The sequence below is a fragment of the Vibrio sp. Vb0349 genome (genome assembly GCF_033338975.1).
Map to the genome: position 1 here is coordinate 303801 of NZ_JAWOTS010000002.1, position 25643 is coordinate 329443.

The 25643-nt window shown below is 43.7% G+C and carries 28 protein-coding genes and 2 tRNA genes; 11 read left to right on the top strand and 19 right to left on the bottom strand.

Annotation, left to right across the window (positions count from 1 at the left end; all coding sequences use genetic code 11):
- The 4 genes from R7Q47_RS04650 to R7Q47_RS04665 form a co-directional block, all read right to left on the bottom strand.
- Entirely contained in the window at positions 1-933 is a 933-nt protein-coding gene (locus R7Q47_RS04650) for an ABC transporter permease subunit (protein WP_248487544.1), read from the bottom strand.
- Positions 934-942: 9 nt separating this feature from the next.
- Positions 943-1863 carry an oligopeptide ABC transporter permease OppB gene (oppB, locus tag R7Q47_RS04655; RefSeq protein WP_005377838.1) on the bottom strand — a complete coding sequence of 307 codons (921 nt, stop codon included), beginning with the start codon at positions 1861-1863 and terminating at the stop codon, positions 943-945.
- Positions 1864-2007: 144 nt separating this feature from the next.
- The gene (locus tag R7Q47_RS04660) at positions 2008-3618 is read right to left on the bottom strand and encodes a peptide ABC transporter substrate-binding protein (protein WP_248487546.1); all 1611 of its coding nucleotides are present in this window, start codon (positions 3616-3618) and stop codon (positions 2008-2010) included.
- A gap of 264 nt (positions 3619-3882) precedes the next feature.
- Entirely contained in the window at positions 3883-4989 is a 1107-nt protein-coding gene (locus R7Q47_RS04665) for a M20/M25/M40 family metallo-hydrolase (protein ID WP_248487548.1), read from the bottom strand.
- A gap of 538 nt (positions 4990-5527) precedes the next feature.
- On the opposite strand from R7Q47_RS04665, the gene hppD reads away from it, so the two are divergent.
- The 8 genes from hppD (at position 5528) to R7Q47_RS04705 (ending at position 11140) form a co-directional block, all read left to right on the top strand.
- Positions 5528-6601 (top strand): 4-hydroxyphenylpyruvate dioxygenase, encoded by a 1074-nt coding sequence (hppD, locus tag R7Q47_RS04670; RefSeq protein ID WP_005377835.1) that lies wholly within the window; start codon positions 5528-5530, stop codon positions 6599-6601.
- Positions 6594-7724, top strand: coding sequence for a homogentisate 1,2-dioxygenase (locus tag R7Q47_RS04675; protein ID WP_033905172.1), 1131 nt, complete (start codon positions 6594-6596; stop codon positions 7722-7724). Before hppD ends, R7Q47_RS04675 begins: the two co-directional genes overlap by 8 nt.
- 9 nt (positions 7725-7733) lie before the next feature.
- On the top strand, positions 7734-8771 hold the full coding sequence (locus R7Q47_RS04680; RefSeq protein WP_025766743.1) for a fumarylacetoacetate hydrolase family protein: 1038 nt from the start codon (positions 7734-7736) through the stop codon (positions 8769-8771).
- A gap of 21 nt (positions 8772-8792) precedes the next feature.
- Entirely contained in the window at positions 8793-9461 is a 669-nt protein-coding gene (gene maiA, locus R7Q47_RS04685) for a maleylacetoacetate isomerase (protein WP_017820906.1), read from the top strand.
- Positions 9462-9656: 195 nt separating this feature from the next.
- The gene (locus tag R7Q47_RS04690; RefSeq protein ID WP_005377831.1) at positions 9657-10316 is read left to right on the top strand and encodes a DUF2726 domain-containing protein; all 660 of its coding nucleotides are present in this window, start codon (positions 9657-9659) and stop codon (positions 10314-10316) included.
- A 119-nt stretch (positions 10317-10435) separates the two neighbouring features.
- Positions 10436-10774 (top strand): hypothetical protein, encoded by a 339-nt coding sequence (locus R7Q47_RS04695; protein ID WP_053303140.1) that lies wholly within the window; start codon positions 10436-10438, stop codon positions 10772-10774.
- 179 nt (positions 10775-10953) lie between these two features.
- Positions 10954-11030, top strand: a tRNA-Val gene (locus R7Q47_RS04700).
- Positions 11031-11063: 33 nt separating this feature from the next.
- Positions 11064-11140: transfer RNA gene (locus R7Q47_RS04705), tRNA-Val, on the top strand.
- Between the two features lie 259 nt (positions 11141-11399).
- Here R7Q47_RS04705 and R7Q47_RS04710 read toward each other — a convergent pair.
- The 15 genes from R7Q47_RS04710 to R7Q47_RS04780 form a co-directional block, all read right to left on the bottom strand.
- Complete coding sequence (locus R7Q47_RS04710; protein ID WP_017820907.1) at positions 11400-11630, bottom strand: hypothetical protein; 231 nt, start codon at positions 11628-11630, stop codon at positions 11400-11402.
- 129 nt (positions 11631-11759) lie between these two features.
- Positions 11760-12398, bottom strand: coding sequence for a DJ-1/PfpI family protein (locus R7Q47_RS04715; protein WP_017820908.1), 639 nt, complete (start codon positions 12396-12398; stop codon positions 11760-11762).
- A gap of 165 nt (positions 12399-12563) precedes the next feature.
- Complete coding sequence (locus R7Q47_RS04720) at positions 12564-12962, bottom strand: VOC family protein (RefSeq protein ID WP_017820909.1); 399 nt, start codon at positions 12960-12962, stop codon at positions 12564-12566.
- A 205-nt stretch (positions 12963-13167) separates the two neighbouring features.
- Positions 13168-13740: a hypothetical protein gene (locus tag R7Q47_RS04725; protein WP_021033853.1), complete on the bottom strand. Its 573-nt coding sequence runs from the start codon at positions 13738-13740 to the stop codon at positions 13168-13170.
- Positions 13741-13932: 192 nt separating this feature from the next.
- Positions 13933-14382, bottom strand: coding sequence for a nuclear transport factor 2 family protein (locus R7Q47_RS04730; protein ID WP_248487550.1), 450 nt, complete (start codon positions 14380-14382; stop codon positions 13933-13935).
- Positions 14383-14510: 128 nt separating this feature from the next.
- Positions 14511-14900: a lysozyme inhibitor LprI family protein gene (locus tag R7Q47_RS04735; protein WP_318088672.1), complete on the bottom strand. Its 390-nt coding sequence runs from the start codon at positions 14898-14900 to the stop codon at positions 14511-14513.
- 404 nt (positions 14901-15304) lie between these two features.
- Entirely contained in the window at positions 15305-15556 is a 252-nt protein-coding gene (locus tag R7Q47_RS04740; protein WP_248487552.1) for a TIGR03643 family protein, read from the bottom strand.
- 98 nt (positions 15557-15654) lie between these two features.
- Positions 15655-16155: a GNAT family N-acetyltransferase gene (locus R7Q47_RS04745; RefSeq protein WP_017633971.1), complete on the bottom strand. Its 501-nt coding sequence runs from the start codon at positions 16153-16155 to the stop codon at positions 15655-15657.
- 150 nt (positions 16156-16305) lie between these two features.
- Entirely contained in the window at positions 16306-16686 is a 381-nt protein-coding gene (locus R7Q47_RS04750) for a hypothetical protein (protein WP_025766737.1), read from the bottom strand.
- A gap of 120 nt (positions 16687-16806) precedes the next feature.
- Positions 16807-17244 (bottom strand): DUF1801 domain-containing protein, encoded by a 438-nt coding sequence (locus R7Q47_RS04755; protein ID WP_248487554.1) that lies wholly within the window; start codon positions 17242-17244, stop codon positions 16807-16809.
- Positions 17245-17386: 142 nt separating this feature from the next.
- Positions 17387-17719 carry a YnfA family protein gene (locus R7Q47_RS04760; protein WP_005377819.1) on the bottom strand — a complete coding sequence of 111 codons (333 nt, stop codon included), beginning with the start codon at positions 17717-17719 and terminating at the stop codon, positions 17387-17389.
- Between the two features lie 64 nt (positions 17720-17783).
- Positions 17784-18251, bottom strand: coding sequence for an Sbal_3080 family lipoprotein (locus R7Q47_RS04765; protein WP_005385757.1), 468 nt, complete (start codon positions 18249-18251; stop codon positions 17784-17786).
- Between the two features lie 418 nt (positions 18252-18669).
- Positions 18670-19353 carry a DUF4336 domain-containing protein gene (locus R7Q47_RS04770; RefSeq protein ID WP_248487556.1) on the bottom strand — a complete coding sequence of 228 codons (684 nt, stop codon included), beginning with the start codon at positions 19351-19353 and terminating at the stop codon, positions 18670-18672.
- Positions 19354-19602: 249 nt separating this feature from the next.
- A complete protein-coding gene (locus R7Q47_RS04775) occupies positions 19603-21078 on the bottom strand; it encodes a Na+/H+ antiporter NhaC family protein (RefSeq protein WP_248487558.1) in 1476 nt (491 codons plus the stop codon).
- An 18-nt stretch (positions 21079-21096) separates the two neighbouring features.
- Positions 21097-22440 carry a glutamine synthetase family protein gene (locus R7Q47_RS04780; RefSeq protein ID WP_053306915.1) on the bottom strand — a complete coding sequence of 448 codons (1344 nt, stop codon included), beginning with the start codon at positions 22438-22440 and terminating at the stop codon, positions 21097-21099.
- Positions 22441-22780: 340 nt separating this feature from the next.
- Between R7Q47_RS04780 and R7Q47_RS04785 the strand changes: the two genes are divergently transcribed.
- Genes R7Q47_RS04785 through R7Q47_RS04795 form a run of 3 tightly spaced genes read left to right on the top strand, consistent with a single transcriptional unit; the run spans position 22781 to position 25623 of the window.
- Positions 22781-23527: a gamma-glutamyl-gamma-aminobutyrate hydrolase family protein gene (locus R7Q47_RS04785; RefSeq protein ID WP_005377814.1), complete on the top strand. Its 747-nt coding sequence runs from the start codon at positions 22781-22783 to the stop codon at positions 23525-23527.
- Positions 23528-23545: 18 nt separating this feature from the next.
- Complete coding sequence (gene puuR, locus R7Q47_RS04790) at positions 23546-24103, top strand: HTH-type transcriptional regulator PuuR (RefSeq protein WP_005377813.1); 558 nt, start codon at positions 23546-23548, stop codon at positions 24101-24103.
- Positions 24104-24138: 35 nt separating this feature from the next.
- A complete protein-coding gene (locus R7Q47_RS04795; RefSeq protein WP_176310937.1) occupies positions 24139-25623 on the top strand; it encodes an aldehyde dehydrogenase in 1485 nt (494 codons plus the stop codon).
- Positions 25624-25643: the final 20 nt, after the last annotated feature.

Genomic DNA, 25643 nt, shown 5'->3' on the forward strand with positions numbered 1-25643 from the left:
TTATCGGTCTTTCGGGTCAAGAGCATCACGCAAGCCATCGCCGATGAAGTTAAAACAAAAGAGGGTGGCAACTAAAAACAGAGAGGGAAAAAGCAGCATCCACAATGCCACGTCAATCGTTTTTGCGCCTTCGGAAATTAGGATTCCCCAGCTCGTGTCTGGTGGTTGAACACCAAGCCCTAAGAAGCTTAAAAACGATTCGAACATAATGAATCCAGGTACCATTAAGGAGGAGTAAACCATCACGATCCCAAGCACATTAGGCAGAACATGGCGTCGGACAATTGTCAATTTAGAAACCCCAATAGAGTGTGCGGCTTCGATGAACTCTCGCTTTTTTAGACCGAAGGTGACACCACGTACAACACGGGCAATGCCCAGCCAAGATACCATTCCGATCACGATAAAAATCAGGTAGATGTTGTTGCCAAAAAGGGTAACAAACAGGATAACCATAAACATAAATGGCACCGAATCGAGCATCTCAATAATGCGCATCATTACGCTATCGACAACGCCGCCAAGATAGCCGGAAATACTTCCCCAAATCGTACCAATAACAACGGCGACTAAGGCGCCGACAAAACCCACCAAAATAGAGAGCCTGCCGCCTTGCATCGTGCGAGCAAAGACATCTTGCCCGAGATCATCGGTACCAAAGTAATGGCCACTGCTCAGTGAAGGTTTCCCTAGCTCGTATGGATCGATGAGCACTTCCCAGTCAATTTCATCATGGCCAAAAGCGGCAAGAGAGGGGCCGAAAGTGATGCATAAGGTAATGAAAGCCAAAACATACACTGATGTCATCGCGGCTCTGTTTTTACGAAATCGAGTCCATGCATCCTGCCAAAGACTGCGACCTTCGACGGCTTCAATATTGTCGACGACTTGATCTTGAAGAGCTTGTGTATCCAGTTTTTTGATCGTTAACATGCCGGACTCCTAAACGCGTATACGAGGGTCGATAATCGTATATAGCAAGTCGACCACAAGGTTAAAGAAGATAGTGAGTGAAGCGACAATCAGAGTAATGCCCATTACTAGGCCGTAGTCGCGGTTGAGAGCCCCAGACACAAAGTGTTGTCCCATGCCACCTGTACCAAAGAAAATGTCGATAATCACCGAGCCTGTCACGACAGACACAAACGCAGGGCCGAGCATCGCAACGACGGGAATCAGGGATGGTCGCAAAGCGTGATGGAATAAAATGTAGGTTGTGGACAAACCTTTGGCTTTTGCCGTTCGAATGTATGGTTGGTTGAGCGTTTCAATCATTGCGCCACGCATGACGCGTGCAATACTCGCAATGGAGCCAATCGCCAGGCTAAGCACGGGAAGAACAAGAAAAGCCAGCTTTCCTCCTTCCCAACCACCAGCAGGGAACCAGCCGAGCTGAATGGCGAAGATCATGACTAAAACTGGAGCAAGCACGAAAGCCGGAACCACAACTCCAGTCATCGAAAGTGTCATCAGGCCGTAATCTAGGCGGCTATTTCGGTTCAATGCCGCAATGGTGCCAAGCAACATGCCAAGTGGAACGGAAATGCAAAAGGAGAGTACGCCTAATACTGCTGAAACTGGCCATGATTGTGCGACGAGCTGTGTAACACTGAAGTCTTGATAAACGAAGCTCGGACCGAGATCTCCTTGTATGAAATTACCAATGTAAATCCAAAACTGAGTAAGGAAGGGCTGGTCCAAATGGAATTTTGCTTCGATATTCGCACGTACCACTTCTGGCATAGGCCGTTCCATATCAAATGGCCCCCCTGGTGCAATGTGCATCAGCCAAAATGATACGAGTGCGATGAATAGAAGCGTGGGGATAGCGATAGCTAATCGCTTAACAATGTACCAAATCATGATCCATCATCCTTTGGTCATCCGAAATCACTTCGAACGGTTATGAATAAAAAATGGTCTGAGCTCAGGTTGCCTTCTCCACCGAGAGATATGAGGAACGGCAAGTAAACATTGAACTTGCCGACTCAGACCGAAAACATGCTTTTAGTGGGCTTTTACATAGACATTCTTGCGGTAGTACGACGACTCAGGGTTTGTCAGTTCGTAGCCGCCCACGTAAGGCTTGATGAGGTATTGATCGTTACCCGGACGATAAATAGGAATAATGGCCATGTCTTCAATCAGCAGGCTTTCTGCTTGTAGATACAGTTCTGATGGGTTGCTCATGGTCTTTGATCGAGCCATTAACTCGTCGTATTGCGGGTTGTTATAACGAGAATCGTTGTACTCGCCACTAGAAACAAAGATATCTAACCACGTAGAGGCTTCATTGTAGTCGGCCGTCCAGCCGCCGCGAGTAATGTCGGTCGGCTCTTTAAGTGCGTAGAACACTTTCGGTTCTAGCTGTTTTATCGTGACTTGCGCACCCAATCGGCTTTTCCACATGCCTGCCATGGTGGTTGCCATTTTTACGTCCATCGAGAAAGTTGGTACGGTAAACGTCAACTTAAGCGGATTGCTTTTATCGTATCCAGCTTCTGACAGTAATTGCTGCGCTTTTTCGATACGTTTATGGCGGTTCCAAGTTGCGAACTCAGGAGTGTGAGATTTAAAACCATCTGTTTGAGGTGGCACAAGGGTATACATTGGAACCCCACCGTTTCTCAAAATAGCACTCGTTAACAGTTGACGGTCAATGGCATATGAGAGGGCTTTACGAACTCGCACGTCTTTTGTTGGCCCTTGTTGAGTGTTGAGGTAATAGAATGTGGAGCCAAGATACGCACTGGTGCTTGCCACTTCTTGTGGGCGTTGTTGAATTAACTTTTTCTTCTGAGCGGCAGGAATGGAAACCGCTTGGTCTATCTCACCAGCTAGGTAGCGGTTTAGCACTACGTTTGCATCACCAATTGGTAGCCAGGTGACTTTTTCCAGCACTACATTGCTTGCGTCCCAATAATGTGGATTTTTAACCATCACCAGTTTTTCGTTAACTTTCCATTCAGAGACAGTAAACGCACCATTTGTAACGATATGCTCAGGCTGGGTCCAACGGTTGCCATGTTTTTCAATGGTCGCTTTATGAACGGGGGCAAGCACTGGATGACTTAATAGTTTCGTAAAGAAGGGAATAGGCTCTTCGAGTGTTACCTGGAACGTTTTTTCATCCAGCGCCTTCACGCCCAAAGACTCGGGTGCGGCGTCGCCTTTCATAATGGCTTGCGAGTTTTCGATATTTGGAATGGCCGCAAACCAAGCGTAGGGTGAAGCAGTGCTTGGATTCAGTAAGCGTTGCCAGCTGTAGACAAAATCTTGTGCAGTGACCGTTTCGCCATTTGACCATTTTGCATCACGTAAGTGGAAGGTATAAACCGTATTGTTGTCATTGACTGACCAAGACTCAGCAACACCAGGAATGGTTTTACCTTGCTTATCTTGAATGACCAGACCTTCAAACAGGTCTCGACCGAGATTAAAAGCGGGCTCTGCGGCTTGCTTGGCTGGATCAATAGAAGTAACTTCAGCTCCATTGTTTAGCGTAATTTCTTGTGTCTCATCGAGGGTCACTCCTGCGGGATACGGCGCGGCATAGCTTGATGTCGCCAGTATTGGACTCATCATCGACGCTAATAAAAGCAACTTAGGTAATTTCATCCTTGTCTCACTCTTTTCATCCTGAAAGATGCCAAAAATGTATATTGTATAAATTGTCTGCACAATCGAGTTTTAACATTACTGTAACAGGGTGTCGGGTGTTGAGCTGTCTGGTCTCAAAAAGTGAGCTAGGGGAATTTCTTTGAAGATCTGATATCAAGTTGGCATGACGGGAAGTAATTTTGCTTCGATACAAATTAAAATCCCCTTCAAGCACAGGCTAGAAGGGGAAGATAGTCAGTCTGCTCTTCAAAAGGCATGACGTTAACTGACTAGGAAATGTTTCACGAACTCAGTGATTTTGACCATATCACTTACCGCGATAAACTCTTCTGTCGTGTGTACTTTTGCCATGCCAGTTGAAAGGTTGACAGTTGTGAGACCTTTCTTGTTAAAGTTGTTGGCATCGCTACCGCCGCCAGTGCCTTTTGTGAAGGCGTCAATTCCCAACTCTGAAAACGCTGCTTTTATAGCGTTTACGTGTGGGTGGTTTTCTTCAATAACAAAAGCGTCGTAGGCTCGGCTAGATTCAATTTCGACTTCTGCACCGTGTTTTTCACAGACAGACTCTAATGTTGAGATCATATGATTGACCTGAGCATCTAGTTTATCGCCATTCAGGGAGCGTGCTTCTGCCACGATTTTTAATTCAGGCATAACAATGTTTGTGGCCTGACCGCCGTTAACCATACCGATGTTGGCTGTCGTTTCTTCGTCGATGCGAAGCAGCTTCATTTGGTTGATGGCATCTGCCGCCACCATGATCGCACTGATGCCTTCTTCTGGCGCAAGCCCAGCGTGTGCTGGTCGACCTTTGATTTTTGCCATGATCTTTTGCTGGCCTGGGGCTGCGGTCACAATGGTGCCAATAGGGCCACCCGTATCTAACACGATTGCTTCCGTTGAAGTGACGTGTGACATATCGAAGTATTGTGAACCGAATAAACCGCCTTCTTCATACACGGTGAAAGCAAGTTCTAACGTTTTGTGCTCACGGTTTTCCGCTTGAATACAACGAACGGCTTCCATGATGGCAGCAATACCAGATTTATCATCGCCACCGAGAATCGTATTGCCTTTTGAACGGATAATGCCGTCTTCGATGATTGGCTCAATGCCAATACCTGGAGTGACCGTATCCATATGACAGCTCATTAGAATAGAGCCGTCTTTTTTGCCGTCTAAACGGGCGTACACGTTAAAACCGTTAGAAATGTGCTCAGGCACTGGAAGTTTGCGTACGGTAAAGCCTAGCTCGCCTAGCTGTTCTGCCAGTGTTTCTGCAATTTGTTTTTCGTTTTTTGATTCGCTGTCGATACGTACTAGTTGGCAAAAGTGTTCAACTAAGCGTTCTTGATTGATGTGTGTCATTAGATGTCTCTTTTTCTGATCGAGCGTGAAGCCTTGTGGCTCGGCTCGATAGGGAACAGAGCACCACTTATGGCACAGTTACTTTTGAATAAAACTGAGGTGAATCAATAAAGGGGTATCCATGACACGATTCTGACCGATGAGCCTTTCGAACTGTATGAAGCGTCACGAAACATTACTTTTGATGTTTTGCAGGATCAAATGAATAAATCGGATAGAGATAGGGTGCAATAGACTTTCCATCCCCTTTTGCTTTTTGAGCTACGTTGCCAAGATAAAATGCCAAAGTAACAACTTGTTTACATTTTATGTGGTGGCGTAAAGCCTAAAATATCAATCTAATATATTGAAAATAAGCAGTTTGTTTGATGTTTACGAAAGTGGGTTCGATGTGCTCTCTATGTGTAACATATGTTTTACAATTATGCGTAAAAATCGCCAAGATAAAGATTTCTCACCACCTATTCCAATTTCTCAAGACCTGCGCCAAGTTAGAAAAATAAGTCCAAACAAAAGCTACTGAGACAAGGAGAAAGTCATGGTTGATGCATATAACCCACTAGGAACAGACGGATTTGAGTTTGTTGAATATACCGCTGCTGACAACAAAGGCATTCAACAGCTTAAAGATCTGTTTATATCGTTAGGTTTTGCGGAGATTGCAAAGCATCGCTCAAAAGAAGCGTGGTTATATCGACAAGGTGACATTAGCTTTATTGTGAATGCGCAGCCGCATAGCCAAGCTGAGGGATTCGCCAAAGTTCACGGTCCGTCGGTTTGTGGCATGGCATTTCGTGTGAAAGACGCCACCGTTGCTCTGGCGCATGCGTTAGAGAATGGCGGTAAAGAATATAAAACGGAAATTGGGCCGATGGAGCTTAGCATTCCTGCTATTTATGGCATCGGTGAAAGCTTGCTTTATTTTGTCGACCGTTATGGAAAGCAGAGCATTTATGATGTCGATTTTCGTTTTTATGATGATGCTGATGAGCGTTTATCAAAAGCGAATGTTGGTCTTTACGAAATCGACCACTTAACGCACAACGTTAAGCAAGGCAACATGGATGTCTGGTCAGGTTTCTATGAGCGCATTGGTAACTTCCGCGAAATTCGTTATTTCGATATCGAAGGTAAGCTGACTGGTCTTGTCAGCCGTGCGATGACCGCACCTTGCGGCAAAATCCGAATTCCTATCAATGAGTCGTCAGATGATAAATCACAGATTGAAGAGTTTATCCGTGAATACAATGGCGAAGGTATTCAACACATCGCATTGACCACTGACGACATCTACGAAACGGTCAAAACCTTGCGTGAGCGAGGCATGGACTTTATGCCAACGCCAGATACTTATTACGAGAAAGTCGATCAGCGTGTTGAAGGCCACGGTGAAGATGTAAGCAAGCTTCGTGATTTGCAGATTCTTATTGATGGTGCACCAACGAAAGATGGCATCTTGCTACAAATCTTTACTCAAACCGTTATCGGCCCTGTGTTCTTCGAAATCATCCAACGTAAAGGCAATGAAGGCTTTGGCGAGGGTAACTTCAAAGCGTTGTTTGAATCGATAGAAGAAGACCAAATTCGCCGAGGAGTATTGAGCGATGCATAAATGGATCACATTCCCTCACCGGGAGGGAGTGTGCTCTAAACAAGCGCATGCTGACTTCCCGGAAGAGGCAATTTATGAACGTGAGGCAGGTCGAAGTGGCTTCTTCGGCCCCGCAACACATTTTCATCATCAACATGCCCCAACGGGGTGGTCTGAGTGGGAGGGCGAGCTACGTCCACGAGCGTTCGATTTTAATCTAGTTGAGAAAGCCAGCCATATTACCCCGTGGGCAGTCCCGCATCTATTACACAACGCGAATTGTAAAGTTCGTGTTTGGCGTATGGATGAAAAAATGGACTTCTTGGTGAGAAATGCAGATGGCGACGAACTGCTATTCATCCACCAAGGTACGGCAGATCTCTACTGTGATTATGGTCATTTGAAAGTGAGCGAAGGGGATTATGTCATGATCCCTCGCTCAACGAGCTGGCGTTTAGAACCAAGCGAGCCGATGTTCATTCTGATGATTGAAAACACCGATGCGGCTTATACATTGCCCGAAAAAGGCATGGTTGGAAACCACGCGGTGTTTGATCCGGCGGTTTTAGAAACGCCGTCGATCAACGATCAGTTCCGTGCTCAATACTCTGATAATCAAACACAGGTTCAGGTGAAACGCCACGATAAAGTCAGTGTTATCACTTACCCATTCAACCCGTTGGATGCGATTGGTTGGCATGGTGATTTGGCGGTAGTAAAAGTGAACTGGCGTGATATTCGTCCACTTATGTCACATCGTTACCATTTACCGCCTTCTGCACATACTACATTTGTAGGAGCAGGATTTGTGGTGTGTACCTTCGTCCCTCGTCCAATTGAAAGTGATCCTGGAGCGCTCAAAGTACCGTTCTACCACAACAATGACGATTATGACGAAGTCTTGTTCTACCATGCTGGTGACTTCTTTAGTCGTGACAACATTGAAGCGGGTATGGTGACATTCCATCCAGCAGGATTTACGCATGGTCCTCACCCGAAAGCATTCAAAGCAGGGCGAGAGCACAAGAAGACTTTCACCGACGAAGTTGCGGTCATGATTGATACGCGTCACGCACTTCAGTTTTCGGATGAGCTGGAAAAAGTAGAAAACAAAGAATACGTCTATAGCTGGCAAGAGAAGTAAGAGGCAAGGATGAAATTAGCAACCAAGAAAAATGGCACTCGTGACGGTTTGTTGATGGTCGTGAGCAAAGACTTAACGCGCTGCGTACCAGCGACAGAAATTTTCCACCCCATGAACTTAGCACCGACGATGCAGGTGGCACTTGATAACTGGGATACGCTAGCACCGCAACTGGAAGAGCTATACGTTGCACTGAACAATGGCACGGTTGCAGGGTATGAAGAGTTTGAAGCGCACTACTGCGAGTCGCCGCTTCCTCGCGCTTATCAGTGGGCTGATGGCAGTGCTTACGTAAACCACGTTGAGTTGGTTCGAAAAGCTCGCGGCGCTGAAATGCCAGAGAGTTTTTGGACGGACCCGTTGATGTACCAAGGAGGCTCTGATGCCTTTATTGGACCTTGTGACAACATCGAGTTTGCGAGTGATGAATGGGGTATTGATTTCGAAGGTGAAGTTGCTGTGGTAACTGGTGACGTGCCAATGGGCGCGAGTGTTGCAGAGGCTCAGGAGTCGATTCGTTTGATCATGCTGGTGAATGATGTCTCACTGCGTGGTCTAATTCCGGCAGAGTTAGCTAAAGGGTTTGGTTTTTTCCAATCTAAACCTTCTTCTGCGTTTTCTCCTGTGGCAGTAACACCTGACGAACTAGGCGATGCGTGGTACGAAAACAAAGTGCATTTACCACTGGTCTCGACATACAACCACAAGCCGTTTGGTCGCCCAAATGCGGGTATCGATATGACGTTTGATTTTGCAGACTTAATTGTTCATGCGACTAAAACGCGCCCGCTATCTGCTGGGGCAATTATAGGTTCTGGCACGGTATCTAATAAGCAAGGCACCGAACATGGCACTTCGATTGAGGAGGGTGGTGTTGGTTATTCATGTATCGCGGAAGTTCGCATGATTGAAACCATTCGTGATGGTAAGCCGTCGACTAACTTCATGTCGTTTGGAGATTCAATTAGATTGGAAATGTTCGATGCGGATGGCAACAACATATTCGGTTCGATTGACCAACAAGTTAGCCAATATCTCAAGCACTAACAGTGCTGGTTGGGAGACGATATGAGCGATAGCATGGTTTTGTACGGATATTGGCGGTCTTCAGCGGCGTATCGTGTGCGTATTTGTTTGAATCTTAAAGAGTTATCGTATGATTCAAAATCGGTACACTTGGTGCGCAATGGTGGCGAACAACACAGTGACGAGTACCATGAGTTAAACGCTTCTGAACTGGTTCCTTTGCTGGTGGATGGGGAGGTTCAGTTAACCCAGTCACTGGCGATCATTCAATACTTAGAAGAACACTACCCGGATGTCACCGTGATCCCCGAGCAAACGCCGCTTCGATACCAAGCGCTAGCTTTGGCTCAGGATATTGCAATGGAGATTCATCCCCTGAATAACTTAAGAGTTCTACAGTATTTAGAGGGGGAGTTAGCTTGCGAGCCAGAGCGCAAAGTCGCTTGGATTCATCACTGGATCCACAAAGGTTTTACGGCATTAGAAGAGAAACTTCAGAAGCATCGTAAACTAAATGGTGATTGTAAGTTTAGCCTGACAAGCTCGCCATCTATTGTCGATATTTGTCTGGTACCACAATTTTATAACGCACAACGCTTTGGTGTAGATACCTCTCTTTATCCAACCATTAACGCTGTTGTGCAGTCATGCAATCAACTGCCAGCTTTTATTGATGCGATGCCAGAGAATCAGCCAGACGCTAATAGTTGATTCTTAGCATACATAATGTATTAACAAAATTTAAACGAGCCAATCCAAGTGTGTGATTGGCTCGTTTTTATTGGTGAGCAAAATTTTCTGTTTCTCGCTATCGTCGTGGCGCCTCAAAATTGCGAGGTTTTGTTGCTCTGCATAACATTTCCATTTACGCTTTGAGCAACGAGTTGTTTTGGATGCACTTTATTTATGACCAACATTTTTATCATTGTTGTTCTTCTGGTTTTATTCTTCTTTGTTATTCAAAAGTACGTGATTAAGCACGATGACACGCGTGATTATCCTTATCGCTCGAAAGGCCCTCTGCTCAGAGGTCAAGAGGGTGCGTTCTATAATGCGTTAAGAGCGGCGGTCGGGGAGCATGCCGTAGTATTCGCGAAAGTAAACATGTCCAGTTTGGTTACGCCAAAAGAAATCAAAAATAAGAAGCAGTTTTTTGTCGCGAACAATCGTATATCTCGAAGCTATTTTGATTACGTTATTTGTGACCCAAGGACACTAGAGCCGCGCGTTATCGTTGAATTGGATAATGGGCAGGAGCTAAACAAGGGTAAGATAGAAAGACAAAAGTTATTGATTCATGTTTGTAAGACGGCCAACCTGCCTTTAATCGGCGCTTCGATAAAGCACAGTTATCAAGTTGGGCGATTACGTCGTTTGCTTGCGGCACACATTGATTTGATTGAGCCCGATAAAGAAGTGCGTTTTTGTAAAAAATGCGGCAGTCCGATGATCATTAAAACCGCAAGCCAAGGTGAGTTCAAAGGGAGACGTTTCTTTACTTGTAGCCGTCAGCCGAATTGTACATACACCGAAAATTATAACGTTGTGTTTGAGGCGGACGACTAAACACGACAATTAACCAGCAGAAACAAGGGGCTTTGATTAGAGATGATCAAAGCCTTTTTTGTATCAGTCATCAAGGCAGGGCCTATACTTTGAAAAAGAGGGCAGAATAGGGCAGCCATATGCGATACGGATGGATTTTATCGGCGTTGTTCATCGCATCGAATGCTAGTGCGATACCTAATTTGAAACCACTGGAGTGTGAATTGACAGAGACACCCCAAGATCATTTCTTGTTTTACCGAGAGCAAATGGTTTACCACAGTGAGCAGTTTGTCATATTTCAAAACTTCAAAGGCAGGGTGAGCACTCAAGTAGACGTCAAAACAGGAGAGTTGATCCGTACAACCTATATCGGCGAACCATTTAAACCTAAATATCAGATTTTGTTCGGCACTTGCCCTAAGGTATCGCAAACCTTACAGATTTGGATGCTCAGTGAAGTGCCTTACGACAATTAAGTGAGATAATAAAAGTTATATAGATCACACTTTTAAACCCTGCAGGCTCAGTCCTTGTCGATAAAATCATCTGAAAACGCGTGTTGAGTTTACATTTTCGCCAAACGGTTCAAAGTTGGTAAATTTGTGCTTGCACCGTCGTTCGCTTATAGCTAATATCCTCGTCGTTCCAGAGAAATGCGTCCGTAGCTCAGCTGGTTAGAGTATCGCCTTGACATGGCGGGGGTCGGTGGTTCGAGTCCACTCGGACGCACCATTCTGAATTGAATGGTTAGGAACATAAAAATTTGGGTCCGTAGCTCAGTTGGTTAGAGTACTACCTTGACATGGTAGGGGTCGGCGATTCGAGTTCGCCCGGACCCACCAAATTTTAGAAAAAGCCCACCTTTTGGTGGGCTTTTTTGTGTCTGTAATTCATTGATACTCAAGTAAAACTACTTCTTTTCTTGTCCCTTGTTTTTGCTCTGCTTTAGCCCCTTGTTAGAGATAAAAGCGCACTACTTGATCCGCAACACAACCTCAAAACCCTAAATGCAATGCATAAGGTGTATACGCTTCAAACCCACTAGAGCCGTCTATAAATCATGTTGCGTGCCACTAGCCGTGGCATTAGAGACAATGACTATTAATCTAAATTATCTGGCGTGTGAAGATTGGTGCCGCATATTGTACATTTGTAGTCACCAGTCGCTTCGCCTTCCATTAATGAGCTAATTATTGCTGCAAATAGACCTGAGAAGAAACCTTTAGCTTTTTTCTCGGTCTTTTCCTGCGCTTTAGAGAAGCTTTCGTACCGATGCAGCGTTACTTCTTTACAATTACAGCAAAACGCTCTTGTCTCTTCAGAACCGTACATTTTTACCAATTGATTTACTCCCTGTAAGTTAATTTCCCCAAGTGGCGTTATGTTCAAGGGTAAGTCACACAAGACTGATGTGTGACTTACCCTAAACACTAAAACTAACGTAATGTAAAACACCACATGTTATGAATGATTATTTAACGCCTTGTTATCCGAGCTTGCTAACTCTGCTGATTGAATAGTTGTGGCAATAAGTTCTTCAAACAGCTCTAATTGCCCAGCAGGTATCAATTGATTTTGTATAGCTTTTCGTTTGTTTGAGTCAAATAGCCGCTCTGTTAACCAACCAATTAGATACATCAGTGAAAGACAGCCACCGGCCGTCGCTACATTACCGTCTATCACGAGAGGCAGATCCTGAACATCTCCTCCCATACTTTGTAGAACAGCCTTTGCATCTGGGTTTGTTGTTAATCGCTTGCCTTTTAGTAAACCGAGTTCATGGAGGATGAATGATCCCGCACAAATCGAACCTATTAGCTGCCTATTTGGATCAAGATTCAACGCTGACATAAATTCAGCATCTTTTAAAGCGGCTGGAATACCCTGTTTGCCGCTTGTAATAAGAACGACATCTTGATTCGTCACCTCAGAAAGGTGTCCGTCTGTTTTAACTTTCATACCGAGGTGGGAATGATGTTCAGATTTAGTTCCAAGTATACTTACTGTCCAACTGTCGGTTGTGCGCCCCAGCAAGTCATACATAAGAAAGAAATCGACATCCGTGAAATCATCAAATAAAACAACGCCGATTTTATACATAACATTTATCCTTTTGGACTTACTCGTAAGTCGCAAAATGTGTAGTAGGAGGGGAGGGGCATTCAATACGCAAGCTTCTACTGAGCACCTTAAACACCAAAGGCGGTGCAAACTAACAATGCCATGTGTGCCAAATCCCTATTATAAAACTTTGTTATGTTTGTTTTATGAGCCCGCCCAGAAAAACTCAACCCTAATACCACTTGGGTCGTAACACATTAAATGTTTTGCGGGTCCTGTTTTAACAAGCTCGGGACCAAACTCAATTTCGATTCCCGACGCCATAAATTGATCACGCAACTCATCGAGTTGCTTCTCAGTCTCTACCAGTAAAGCTAAGTGATGCAAACCAATATTCGTTTTTCTGTCAAATGGAGTGGCGGCATCAGCCTTAGCCGCCCATAGTGTAAGCATGATATGCCCATCACTCACAAATATTGCCGGGTAGTCTGGATTTCTTTTTACTTCACTCCAACCTAATTGTTCAGTGAAAAACTTCGCGCTTGCTTCTAGGTTAGATACGGTTAAACCTACGTGGTGTATGCCTTTTGTTAACACAGTCACTTTGTTTCCTTACTCGTTTTAATGGCTATCAAACAAAGATAACTCGATAAAAAGTAAGCATCAATACACATATATTGATTAACTTCGTCAATCTATTCGAATACGGTAATCCAACTGGAAACATAACATTGTAAACAAGAAACCCAATCTTGAACTAAAAATTAAACTTAGAGTTCATTCTTAAGTACTGTATTAATCAAATACATTAATAGCCATAATATTTAAGCCAGCCTATAGGGCATATCATTCCATTAAAGGTTTGAATGTTCTTATCTAAGCTAACGTCTTCCAATTTGTAACAGTGAACAACATTACTAGTCGAAGTAGATGCTGGTGTTGAATACGTTACAGGTTTAGAAGCGTTTGCTTTATGTATTTCATGTGCTCGCTGCTGGTCTATCGCCACTTGATTCTTATGATTGTTAACTTCTCGCAATCCAGATTCTAGGGGTAGGTGCCAATCCTTACATGTTGTTCCTAAACCATCATTCTGAGACTGATATTCTGATAACGCTACACGAGCTTCATTTACAGACTGATCGATATCGGACTGATCGACTAGCCAAGTAGAAAAAGAATAGTTAATGGCCTCTCGATAGTTTACCGATTGCTCTAAGCTATAAGCATCGGAATGAAAACAGGCTTCTACTACTGCCCATTGAGTCGATAGGTTTGATAATACGTTTTCAGGTATAGGCTGTAGCTGGCTTTGCGTAGACTGGCAACCGGTTAGAAGAAAAGGGACAGGGAGTAGTTTTAGAAAAAATTTTTGGTTCATTTTAATCTTAAAATTAATGCAATCTTTTTCATTATCATAATACAGGACGATTGAAGAAAGTAGCATTTCTATCAGTAAGGGAATGTGGCTAACGCACTGATAAGGTGTGAGTAAAGCGATATCAAAGCCCTCAACACACCTTAACTACGAATACTACCGCATAACAAAGATGCTATGCGGTAGCGGCAGTATTCAGGCTTGAACAGTTTGTCGCACGTTGCTCTCGCCTGCCAGCACGGAAATTCTCTCAAAATCTCGACTCGGGAAGTCAGGATCTACGTACACAAACATACGACTTATCATTTTTCCTTCAAACTCAAATACACTACAAAAACGCCCTGTGGAAACTTTGTTGTCCGGCCAAGAGGTACCATCACTCATTACGCCGCCTTCCTGTCCTTCAACAATGACCTTGTTTCCAGCAGTCGTTATTTGAAAGCCGTCTATGTCGTGCCAGATACTAATCAACGAGCTACCAATCCTATTGCCAAACTCCACTAAGGCACTCTTTCCTTTCGCTTGCCCAAATTTAGGAAAGAAAAAATCAACATCCTCTGAGAATAGATCCAGATAGCTAGGATCACCGGCATCTATTTTCTCGAAATACTTAACTACTAGCCCAACTAAATCGTCTTTTTCCATAATTATTTCACACCCATATAAGCTTTACGCACAACCTGAACGCTTGCATCTTAAACACAGAGTACATTTAAACTGAAATTGCCAAGAGTTGCGAATCTTATTGAAGTGCTTTGTTAGATGTAATCCGTTTAGCCTACGTATACACCATTGAAGTACTCGACGCGTTCTAACGTCATTCTTAACTTACATTCTTCAATCTGGACACCTTGCCAGGGTGAGGGCGTGGAAGACAGGCCCGTAAACTCACATTCGGCGTCTCTGTATTTTAGCCAAGCTCTTTGGGCCTTTCGAAATGGCTCTACCAGTTCGGTCTGAGACCATGTTTCCCTTAGTGCTTTTTCTTCCTCACCTATTCTAGCGAGTGCTTCCTTGTAACTTTCGTTAAGCTCTTTATCTGCAGATTCCATTTTCTTTTCTACACACTGATAACCAGCCATAACGCCACCGCCTTTTACTTTGCAGGGATCTTCAACATCATCAGAGGCCAAGCAAGGTAAAGAAACCAACGCAAATATCATAAGTAATTTGTTCAAAATTGCCTCCAAGCTTCGAGTGCTTGTTAAACCGTTATCCGCTATTTTTCCTTTTCAATCATGCAGCTTTTTATCTGTGCCTTCAAAGATAAAATAGAAGGTTAGTGATTCTAGTGCCTAAATAGAAGGTAAAAGAGATTGATACACAGGTTAAATGACGCCGTAATCTGAGTTATTTTTAGTGGGCGTTTGGTGTTAATCTTTTCTGTGGAATCATTAGTTTGATGGCGTCTGAGGATGTTAATATGACTCCCATGGAATTTATTATCGCCCTGAAACACCTAGGTTGATTTAAGTGGTGACTATTCCCCTCCAATCATGAAGTTGATTCAAAGGTAGGGCGATAAATGTTGCGATTCGTAATAAAAATTTATGCCAAGTGCAGTTCGCTATCGCGGCTTATATTGAGTTGGGCAATAACCTCTAATGATGTCTGAGTTTCGTAGCTTGTTGTGTTTTGTATTGCGCCCCGAAACCCTTTTACGCCACAATTTAAAGCTACTTGATTTGAGCCGGCTACGCATAAACTGAATCACGTCGGATTCATTCAAACCAAATTGAAATTCGATAGCCTCAAATGGGGTGCGGTCTTCCCATGCCATTTCTATTATTCTTGACTCAATTTCCGAGGTCAGTTTCATTTCAAATAACCTATTTTAGAAAAGACATTGTTACGACGGAAATTGAGTCTTGGTTCAAATGTTCTTATATGCGTGCTTAGTGTTTAGCGACTTAACACCTACAAAAACTTCTCAATGAGGACTTCGTCTACGTATTTCCCACGAACTTTTGCATGCTTCTTCGCGGTCCCTACGATTTCGAAGCCTTGTTTGAGATAGGCTGATAACGCTCGCTCATTATCGCTGCGAACGTACGCAAATAGTTTTTCGTAACCCTTTTGTTTGGCTACTTCGAATGTCGATTTGAAAAGCTGTTTAGACACACCTTGGCCACGAGCACCGTCACTAACAAACGTACCAATTATGCCAACATGGTCAAAAGCTTTTGTATATTGTGCAAAGGGCTCGATATTTTGGAAACCAATGACTTGTGAGCTATTTTCGGATAAAGCGACTGTAAACACGCCCCGTTCTGGGAAATGAGTAATGAACTCTTTTTCTTCTTCAGGTGTGAAAGGCGTATCTAATACAGTGTATAAACCTTCAATAATGATGGGATTGAGGACGTTTGTAATGCCTTCAGCATCACCTAAAGTTACCTGACGTACAATTAAATTCATGCCACTTAGCTCCTATTAAAATTAGGGCTGTTTTGTACATGAGTTGGAGACTTGCGGCAACAAGTAACGTCATTAAGTCGTAAAGAATATACCTATTACACTTAAGCGGCGGTTAATAGTGCTGATTGTTACTTTAGTATTTCTGATATATCACTTTTTAAGTGACGGCTTAACTTCTACAGAATATTTCCACATCACGATCCCGTTTTCTACAAGATCATAACTCGCGCTTTGACCCTCGGAGTTGAGTACAAATACCGGCATTTCCATCCTTGACGTAGCGCCATCTCGGTTGCATGACATGGTAGCTTCAAGCTGTATGCTATTTTTGCTCGGTTCTGAAAGGGTTCCTAAGTACGCGCAGCCGTCGACAAAACTGGTTTTGCTTTTTCCTTTAGAGGATATTTCAAAAGTCGGAAAAATGAATGTTGATTGAGGCTCTGTTACTACCACATTGACTTGATAGTTCGTCGCTGAAAAAGCATTGAAATGAGCTCCAAGCATAAGTAAGAACAAGATTTTTGATTTCATAAACTCTTCTTTATTTCGATATTACTAGTTTGGTTGCGGCGTTATTAACGTGACCACTTAATCTAAAATTTTACTGCGGAAGCATTAAAAAGGATACAAAGGTAGAGTAGTTGAATATGGTTAATCGGCCGTAAATAGTTTTATTAAGCGATCTTGCATACCTAAAAGAGGTAAGTTCTTTCGCTTTTGATAGGTTAATGCTAATTCTAAACAGGTCTTGATTGAAGCTTCTGGCAAAGGAGCTGATAAAGATAGAATTATTGCTCGATTACCCTGAAACTCAAGTGAGTCACTATACAGTTCGCGGAATGTGTCGACGAGCTTAGTTTGGCAATTAAAGAACAGATAATAACGACTAGGCGTTTTCTGTTTCCAATCCATCCTTACCGGGCTACCTGTTTTCACACTGTAGCTTGGCTCTCCCCATTTTAGAGATTCTTCAACTTCCCCCAGTTTTAATTCAGAAGCGATAGTTAAGACGATATTTCGTAGCTCTTCTATCCGAATACGCACATGTTTTGGATACTCATCAAATCTTGCCTTCACTGCATGGTTCATTGGTATCTCCTATAAATAGCGCTGTTTTTGGGGGGAAGCCCAAGCGTACTTTGGCTATGTAGCAATTACGTCATAATGTTATTAATCAATAAATCTAGCACATAGCCAAAATACTAAGCGTAAGGGTTTCCCTCGGTTACGTTTAGGATGCTCTGGGTGAAAACATGATGATTGACATGCCAAGCATAGCGACAGAAACCCCCACTATGTCCCAGAGCGTTGGTCGAACGCCGTCGATACACCACAACCATAGAATTGCGACAAAAATATAGACACCACCGTAAGCGGCATAAACTCTGCCAGTTGCGGTAGGATGTAAAGATAGAAGCCAAGCAAACATAGCAAGGCATAGCGCTGCTGGTACCAAAAGCCAAACTGACTTATCTTCCTTTAACCAGAGATAAGGTAAGTAGCAGCCTAATATTTCTGCAATGGCGGTTATAAAGAAAAGCCCAATGGTTTTGACTTCAGTCACTTAAACATTCCTATCTTTCTCTACAAATATATGATGCTTGTTAAATGGGCAATTGTTCGACTCATTACATTTCGCCCAGCTTAATCTTGGATTGAGCCTCACTCACGGTTTGTTTACCGAATAACAAATCCATCATCGAAATGATTCGTTTGTTGTCTTTACCCCATTTATCTGGATTCGCGCTGTTTGGTGCTTTAAATTCAACTTGTCCTACTTTTTCGTTATTTTTGTAGGCTTTGATCTGAGCATCAGCGATAAATGTTCTAAAATCCCAGCTCCAGCGTGATACGTAAGTAAGTGTTAGCTCAGAGCTAACAGGAGGCGTGCCGTCGCTTACGACTGTGCATTTGTGGGCGGTATCCAAACACCAGTCTTGCATCGAATCTAAGAAAACATCTCGCGTGGCGTTGTCTTTTACGATGGTGATTTCCTTGCTCTGATTTTCTTTCGAGATTGTTTCTACCGTATACTTTGGTGCCGCACATGCAGCTAATAGAATAGGCAAGCTTAGAATGATGAGTTTTTTGTGCATCTTATGTCTCTTTTTTTTAAATTTATATATTCAAACAACTTCAAGATACTGAGTTCAACGAGAATAACTAACAAGCATGGCAACTGTTATTAACAAAACCTTTAGAGTAGAAGGGTTTGTTTCGGGAGTATGCCAATGTCTCGATGCAAAATAATTAGTAAGAGATTGCTATTGCGTTATGTTAACTCTTGAACTTATGTCCGTATCAATGTCCAGAATTCTTCGCATTGAAGTTTTTGAAGTGCAATTCTAACGGAATTTTAAATTGCTGCATAATGCTCAATTAAGAGGAATAGGGGAGCTTATCGTTAAACATAACGTGTAGTGCTGTAAATTCGTCCCTAAGACTAAGCTAAAAGGGCCTAATGTTTTAAAATAGCTTCTTGTCTATTCTGTTGTGTGAGTTTTCAATGTTGTCTCATACTAGCCACTTAAAAGAGCGCTGTAAGAACTCGTCTGCATTATCAAGGACGATTTCACCGTGAGCCATAACCAATATATTAGGTTTCCAAGACAGCAATTTATTTAAGTGTTTTCGAGCCTCTTGTTTGCTAAACATAAAACTTAGGCGCCAATCCAAAGGCATTTTTCCATTCGGAGCAAGAATACCGGCCCCTTTAGCCACAAACCGCTGCCAGTAGTTAAAGTCCTGGCCAGAAAAGTTCTCGACGAGGTCAGTAACAATTAAGGTCTTTGAAGGTCGATGATAAAACACACACTCTTCCATTAATGGAGAGCCAGAAAATAGTTCTTGTTCAATCTCAGAGTTCCAAGCATTACCACCTTGGTTAAGTGAAGCGTGAAAGTGTATATCACGGCACTTCTTAATGACTTTATCTGTGCCATAAACTTCTGCGCTAGGATAGGCAAATACCCATTCAGATAAGAACAAGTGGTGTAAATGATTAGGAGCGATTAAGTATTTCACTTGGCCTAGATTGTTGATTTGCTCTCTAATCGAATTTGATAACTTAATTGGACTATGAATCCAAAGGCCACCATCAGAAAGCCTAACAATAGTCATACGAGTGGTGTATGGGAGTCCTAAAAATTGTACGGGATCTCCATCAAATATCCATATCTCATGGGCTAACTTTTTCATGTCTCTCCAACCGTTAACACTGTATTAAGGCGGCATTTAAGTTACTCAAAAGCTGCCTTGCTGCGCAATAAACGCTTCGCTAAGCGTAAACCAAAAATATTAGGTTTACCAAACCCTTATTGAGTGCAGCTGTACATCTTTGAGTATTTTTATACTGAACGAACGTAAAGTAGTTTTAAGAGGATCATTTGACTTGATAGAACAAAACCCCGCTATTTTTGAGCAGGGTTTTGCAATTAGATAAAGGGGCTAACCGATGATGAAGAAGAAAATCGCGGTTGTAACAATACCAATCAACGCATAAGGAAACTGTGTGGTTGCGTGTTGCATTGCTGTACAGCCCGAACCTTGTGCAGATAACACGGTTGAGTCACTAAAGAAACAAGAGTGGCTCCCTGCCGCTGATGCTGAAAGCAGCGCTGCAACGGTTAAGTGTAGAGGCACACCAAGCTGTTCGCCCAAAGGTAGAACAATTGGCATCGCTACTGCAAACGTTCCCCAAGACGATGCCGTTGCAAATACCAACGCGCCTGTAATCATAAAGATAATCGCAGGGAAGTAAGACGCTGACAGGTAAGGGCTGACGGTCTCAATGACATACTGCGTGACGCCCAATGAGTCGTTGACCGATTTCAACATGAAACCACCAATAACGGTCGCAAGCGGCAGTAGCATAACCTTAATGCCATCATAAACAGCTTCGAACATGTCGTTCATCGAGATCAGTTTTTGTGCGCCGTAAAAGCTAATAGTAAAGATTAACGCGACGAAAACACCAGCAAGTAGATCGATACCAAAATACCAACTTGCGGCAACAAGTACGATCATTGGTAACAAGAAGTTGACAAGGCCCATGGTTGGGTTGGTATGTGCAGATACATCGGGACCAAAGTCGACATCTGTTGCACCGTCTGGACGAACTTGACCATTCTTCGCACGCTTTTCTGCCTTTTTCATCGCGCCTAGATCTGGGACCTTTTCCATTGCAACCAGCAAAACAATCACCAGCGTTACCCAGCCGTAAGCCATGTATGGAATAGCTTCAATGTATGCTTTGATACCATCTCCCGCTTCTGCTACTCCGTTTGCTTCTAGCAACGAACTGAAGAAAATTGCCCAAGTGGAAATCGGTACGAGGATACAGATAGGTGCGGCGGTTGAATCCACAAGATATGAGAGCTTTTCACGCGAGATTTGGTAGCCGTCCGTAACTTTTTTCATTGAGGAAGAAATTGCAATCGCATTCAAATAATCGTCGATAAAGATCAGAATACCTAACGCAAAGGTCATCAGCATCGATTGCTTACGGCTTTTTACTTTCGTGACCAGCATGTCGGAGAAGCTTAAGATACTGCCGCCTTTCTCCAAAATAGCAATTAGGCCGCCCATCAAACCACAAACGAGGATGATCCAAGCAATAGTTTCATCCATCATTACACTCATGGAAATATCAACAATCTGTTCTACCGCTTCAGTTGGGTTAAGCAGAAGAACACCGGCAATAGCGCCGCTAAAGAGGGCTTCCACAGTTCGGTGTGTTGTCAGCGCAAAGACCAATACCAACGCCGTTGGTAAAAGACTCATCCATCCGTAGGCTTCGCCTTCCTCATGGTTTAAACCGATTGTGGTAAAAAAGACAAACGTCGCAACCGAGATTAAAGAAACAATAATGTGTTGAGAGTTGATTTTAAGAGGCGCATCCAGCGCCTTGGTCTGCGTAGTCATAAAGTTCATTTCCTTTGTTTATGCCGAGTGCAACATCCAGTCGATTTCCAATGGAGTAATCGCTCGCTCAAATTCTGCGAGTTCACTCTGTTTGCAAGCTAGATACAAATCGATAAAGTCTCTTGAGATGTATTGAGCCAGCTCACTGTGCTCCAGTCGCTCTAGAGCTTCTGACATACGCAGAGGTAACTCAATTGCATCATCACTGAGAGTCGGTGGACATTGATCTTTGGTGTAGCTTTCACTCGCTAATACTGCGGAAAGTACTACTGCAGCGAGAATGTATGGGTTAACGTCAGCGCCTGCTATACGATGCTCTATACGGCGATTTTTGCTATCGCTGATAGGCACACGCAACGCAACACCGCGGTGGTTTTCTCCCCAATCGGCTTTGGTTGGGACGTAAGCGCCAGGAACAAAGCGACGGTAAGAGTTAACGTTAGGACAGATTAGGGCCATGGCATCGGATGTTTGTGACAGCATCGCTGCCATGGTTTGATAGAAGAAGGCGCTCGCTTGACCGTCTGGTTGGCTAAAGTGGTTGTTACCATCTGTATCAACCAAGCTGAGGTGAATGTGCATGCCATTACCCGCTTGCTCACTAAAAGGTTTCGCCATAAATGTGGCGTCAAATCCGTGCTGATGAGCGACCTGGCGAATCAAGCGTTTTGCGATGATGATTTCATCACATGCTCGAAGCACATCTTTAGAATGGTTGAAGTTGATTTCGAACTGCCCTGGTGCCGATTCAGATAGGGCTCCGGAAGTGTTTAAACCTTGTTCTAATGCAATTCGATTAAGGTCGGCCAAGAAATCAGCGTAGTCATCTAGTCCATCAAGGTCGTAAACCTCGGTATCTTTTTCTCGAGTTTTTTTCGTGGGGTTAATTGCCGTTAATGGTTCGCCATTTTCGCCGCGGGTTTTGTCTATTAAATAGAACTCCAGCTCGAGCGCGACGCAAGGATATTGGTCTTTAGCATGCAGTGTTTGCAATATAGAAGCGAGAATGTTTCGAATGAACAGTGGGTTAGGGTGCTGCCCGGTTTCATCCATCATACTAAGCAGTAGCTGACCAACTTGTTCTTTTGCCGTCGGCATTAAGGTGCCGCTGATTGGATAGCAGAGATTATCTGGTTCTCCGAGATCTTCTCCCAACCCGGCTGTTTCAACGACGTTACCTTTGGTATCTAGGGTGATGGTCGAAAGGGGGAGGGCAACACCTTTATTCAGTTTTTCTAGAGCATCTATCGGGATGCGTTTTCCTCTTGGGGTGGCATTTATATCGGTAAAGATGAGATCGATAAATTCAATATCGGGCCATTTTTGTTTAAAATTTTTTACTTCCTGTAGATACGATTCCATTTTCTTCTCCAAATAGCCTGACGAGTAGAAATTAGAAATAACCAAATTAACAAATAAATTACAGTACTCTGAGCGAGTTGTTTGTTTTTTAGGTTATTTTTAATTTAAACATGCACTTACACTGTGTTTTTGATGTTTAACGGCTGGTTTTTATGTCTTTTTGTTAACTATTTTGTAACAGTTGGTTTTGTTTTGTTCAATATAATGAGCATAAATATTCAGTTTTGAAGCCTAAAAAGTGCGTCAGATCACGTTGTGACGATAATAATGGTCATCTGTGTTGATAATTTTGTACATGGTTTGTAGGGTTTGTGTTAAATAAATTGAACACGGACATATCATGGCAGATACACACAAACCCATCATTGGTGTGGTTAGCTGCGCTAAAGAGTTGGGTGGCTATCAGATACAAGCGGTCAACGACTTTTACCTTCGCGCCATAAAGGATTTTGGAGGACTACCGATTATGTTGGCTCCCGACATGTCGGGCGATGACGTAACCACCATCCTAGACATATGTGATGGTTTTCTTTTTCCTGGCAGCCACTCTAACGTTGCGCCACATCGATACAATGCAACGCACGAAGAGAGCTACAAAGATGAAGCTCGTGATGAGCTCTCATTCACGTTAATTCGTCATGCGGTTGACCAAAACATTCCGTGCCTTGGTATTTGCCGCGGCTTTCAAGAGATGAATGTCGCACTTGGTGGCTCGTTAAACCCAGCCGTTCATGACTCCGGCTTCAATGACCATCGTGAAGCGCCTGTTGAAGATTTCGAACAAAAATACGCGCCAGCACACGCTGTACTAGTTCAAAAGCAGAGCTTATTTGAACAATGGCTGGTGCAAAATCATTGGGAAAATACCACCTTCTTTGAAGTGAACACACTACACAACCAAGGCGTCGATCAGCTTGCTCCTCTATTACAAGTAGAAGCTAAAGCCCCGGATGGCTTGGTAGAAGCATTTAGTCTTCCTAATCAAAAATTTTTCGTTGGCGTGCAGTGGCACCCAGAATGGGAAGCAAAAACCAATCATTTCTCTCAAATTTTGTTCAATGAATTTATGATGGCTACCTCTCGTTAAACGTTTGGAGCTGTATGAATGGACAATCAAGAGATTGGTAAAAATATTGTTCAGTTACGAAAAAAACATGGATTGTCACAAAGGGAACTAGCCGAGCGCGCTGGTATTACCCACAGTGCAATCTCATCCATTGAAAATGGCAAAGTGAGCCCGTCGGTCAGCTCACTACAAAAAATCGTTAATGTATTTTCTTTATCGTTATCAGAGTTTTTCACTTTTGAACAACCTTCGAACGATGAAGTGAAAGTAGTCATCAAGCCGTCAGATCTTGTGGAAATCGGGAGCGAGACGGTGTCCATGAAACTGGTAACGAATGGTGACAAAGATCAAGTCATCGGATTCTTGATCGAGGAATACGCACCTTATGGAACCACTGGTGCGGCAGAAATCAAACACGAAGGCGAAGAGATTGGCACCGTATTAGAGGGTGAAATCACTCTGGAATATAAAGGGCAATCTCATGTCATAACAGCGGGCGAGTCGTACATTATTGATACGACGAAGCCCCATCGATTTACAAATCACACAGACAAGGCTTGTCGAATGATAAGTGCGCATACGCCAACCACATTTTAGTGGGGGCTTGCCTTGTGTGATCACAAGGAGAGCGTATGAAAACCCAAGAGCAATGGATTGAACTAAAAAACAATCTAAACATCGAAAACAGGGCGTACATTAACGGTGAATACAGTGCCGCTTTAACAGGGCAAACCATCCCGGTAGTTAACCCAGCAACAGATGAGATATTCACCGAAATCGCCCGTTGCCAAAATGAAGATGTTGATCTCGCGGTTTCATACGCTCGCCAAGCATTTCAATCCGGTCAGTGGAGCGAGAGCAGCCCAGCTCATCGCAAAGCAGTGCTTAAACAGTTTGCTGACTTGATTGATCAAAACCAAGAAGAATTGGCTCTGCTAGAAACGCTTGATACCGGTAAGCCTATTTCTCACAGCTTCTCTACCGATATTCCTGGTGCGGCGAGTGCATTACGCTGGTACGCAGAAGCAATCGACAAAGTATACGGCGAAGTTGCCCCAACCGAAAAAGATGTACACGCTTTTATTTCTCATCAACCGATTGGTGTGGTTGCTGCGGTTGTACCGTGGAACTTCCCACTTTGGCTTGCGTGCTGGAAGCTTGGCCCTGCTTTAGCGGCTGGTAATAGCGTGATTCTAAAACCGTCAGAAAAATCTTCTCTCACCGCGATATTCCTAGGTCAACTTGCTTCTCAAGCGGGCTTACCAACAGGCGTTTTCCAAGTCGTTACGGGTTTTGGTCATGAAGCTGGCGACGCGCTGGCGAAACACCAAGACGTAGACTGCATCGCCTTCACAGGCTCGACGCGCATTGCAGGTCAACTGATGGTCAGATCGGGTGAGAGCAACCTAAAGCGTGTGTTTGCAGAAGCGGGCGGCAAGAACGCGAACATCGTGTTTGAAGATTGTGATGATTTAGACCGCGCAGCAGCAGACACCGCCGCAGGGTGTTTCTACAACCAAGGTGAGGTATGCGTCGCGGCAACCCGCCTGCTTGTTCACGAAAGCATCAAAGATCAGTTTATAGAAAAAGTTATTCAAGCGTCGAAAGCGTTCACGCCAAAAGACCCAATGGACCCAAGTTCATCCATGGGTGCACTCATCGACCAAGATCATAAATCAAAAGTATTGGAATACATCTCGTTAGGTGAATCAGAAGGTGCAAACGTACGTTGTGGTGGCGATGTCGATGGGCAGGGCGCATTTGTTTCCCCAACCATTTTAGACAACGTCGACAACAAGATGCGTGTCGCCCAAGAGGAAATTTTTGGTCCGGTGCTGTGTGTCATTCCATTCAAAGATGAAGCGCAAGCAATTGAGATCGCTAACGATTCGAAGTACGGCTTAGGTGCTGCACTTTGGAGCAGCAATATCAACCGCGTTCATCGCGTAGCAAAACGACTGCAAGCCGGCTCGGTTTGGGTCAACAACTACAACGAAGGTGACATGACGGTCCCATTTGGCGGATTCAAAATGAGCGGAAATGGTCGAGACAAGTCTCTCCACGCGATTGCAAAATTCACCGAAACCAAAACCACTTGGATTCGCCTCCATCCTTAAGCCTGCTGACGATTACGATA

What these genes read in the sequence shown, in the direction of transcription:
- R7Q47_RS04650 (WP_248487544.1), bottom strand. Translation starts at nt 933, where the DNA reads ATGTTAACGATCAAAAAACTGGATACACAAGCTCTTCAAGATCAAGTC.
- oppB (WP_005377838.1), bottom strand. Translation starts at nt 1,863, where the DNA reads ATGATTTGGTACATTGTTAAGCGATTAGCTATCGCTATCCCCACGCTT.
- R7Q47_RS04660 (WP_248487546.1), bottom strand. Translation starts at nt 3,618, where the DNA reads ATGAAATTACCTAAGTTGCTTTTATTAGCGTCGATGATGAGTCCAATA.
- R7Q47_RS04665 (WP_248487548.1), bottom strand. Translation starts at nt 4,989, where the DNA reads ATGACACACATCAATCAAGAACGCTTAGTTGAACACTTTTGCCAACTA.
- hppD (WP_005377835.1), top strand. Translation starts at nt 5,528, where the DNA reads ATGGTTGATGCATATAACCCACTAGGAACAGACGGATTTGAGTTTGTT.
- R7Q47_RS04675 (WP_033905172.1), top strand. Translation starts at nt 6,594, where the DNA reads ATGCATAAATGGATCACATTCCCTCACCGGGAGGGAGTGTGCTCTAAA.
- R7Q47_RS04680 (WP_025766743.1), top strand. Translation starts at nt 7,734, where the DNA reads ATGAAATTAGCAACCAAGAAAAATGGCACTCGTGACGGTTTGTTGATG.
- maiA (WP_017820906.1), top strand. Translation starts at nt 8,793, where the DNA reads ATGAGCGATAGCATGGTTTTGTACGGATATTGGCGGTCTTCAGCGGCG.
- R7Q47_RS04690 (WP_005377831.1), top strand. Translation starts at nt 9,657, where the DNA reads ATGACCAACATTTTTATCATTGTTGTTCTTCTGGTTTTATTCTTCTTT.
- R7Q47_RS04695 (WP_053303140.1), top strand. Translation starts at nt 10,436, where the DNA reads ATGCGATACGGATGGATTTTATCGGCGTTGTTCATCGCATCGAATGCT.
- R7Q47_RS04710 (WP_017820907.1), bottom strand. Translation starts at nt 11,630, where the DNA reads ATGTACGGTTCTGAAGAGACAAGAGCGTTTTGCTGTAATTGTAAAGAA.
- R7Q47_RS04715 (WP_017820908.1), bottom strand. Translation starts at nt 12,398, where the DNA reads ATGTATAAAATCGGCGTTGTTTTATTTGATGATTTCACGGATGTCGAT.
- R7Q47_RS04725 (WP_021033853.1), bottom strand. Translation starts at nt 13,740, where the DNA reads ATGAACCAAAAATTTTTTCTAAAACTACTCCCTGTCCCTTTTCTTCTA.
- R7Q47_RS04730 (WP_248487550.1), bottom strand. Translation starts at nt 14,382, where the DNA reads ATGGAAAAAGACGATTTAGTTGGGCTAGTAGTTAAGTATTTCGAGAAA.
- R7Q47_RS04735 (WP_318088672.1), bottom strand. Translation starts at nt 14,900, where the DNA reads ATGATATTTGCGTTGGTTTCTTTACCTTGCTTGGCCTCTGATGATGTT.
- R7Q47_RS04740 (WP_248487552.1), bottom strand. Translation starts at nt 15,556, where the DNA reads ATGAAACTGACCTCGGAAATTGAGTCAAGAATAATAGAAATGGCATGG.
- R7Q47_RS04745 (WP_017633971.1), bottom strand. Translation starts at nt 16,155, where the DNA reads ATGAATTTAATTGTACGTCAGGTAACTTTAGGTGATGCTGAAGGCATT.
- R7Q47_RS04750 (WP_025766737.1), bottom strand. Translation starts at nt 16,686, where the DNA reads ATGAAATCAAAAATCTTGTTCTTACTTATGCTTGGAGCTCATTTCAAT.
- R7Q47_RS04755 (WP_248487554.1), bottom strand. Translation starts at nt 17,244, where the DNA reads ATGAACCATGCAGTGAAGGCAAGATTTGATGAGTATCCAAAACATGTG.
- R7Q47_RS04765 (WP_005385757.1), bottom strand. Translation starts at nt 18,251, where the DNA reads ATGCACAAAAAACTCATCATTCTAAGCTTGCCTATTCTATTAGCTGCA.
- R7Q47_RS04770 (WP_248487556.1), bottom strand. Translation starts at nt 19,353, where the DNA reads ATGAAAAAGTTAGCCCATGAGATATGGATATTTGATGGAGATCCCGTA.
- R7Q47_RS04775 (WP_248487558.1), bottom strand. Translation starts at nt 21,078, where the DNA reads ATGACTACGCAGACCAAGGCGCTGGATGCGCCTCTTAAAATCAACTCT.
- R7Q47_RS04780 (WP_053306915.1), bottom strand. Translation starts at nt 22,440, where the DNA reads ATGGAATCGTATCTACAGGAAGTAAAAAATTTTAAACAAAAATGGCCC.
- R7Q47_RS04785 (WP_005377814.1), top strand. Translation starts at nt 22,781, where the DNA reads ATGGCAGATACACACAAACCCATCATTGGTGTGGTTAGCTGCGCTAAA.
- puuR (WP_005377813.1), top strand. Translation starts at nt 23,546, where the DNA reads ATGGACAATCAAGAGATTGGTAAAAATATTGTTCAGTTACGAAAAAAA.
- R7Q47_RS04795 (WP_176310937.1), top strand. Translation starts at nt 24,139, where the DNA reads ATGAAAACCCAAGAGCAATGGATTGAACTAAAAAACAATCTAAACATC.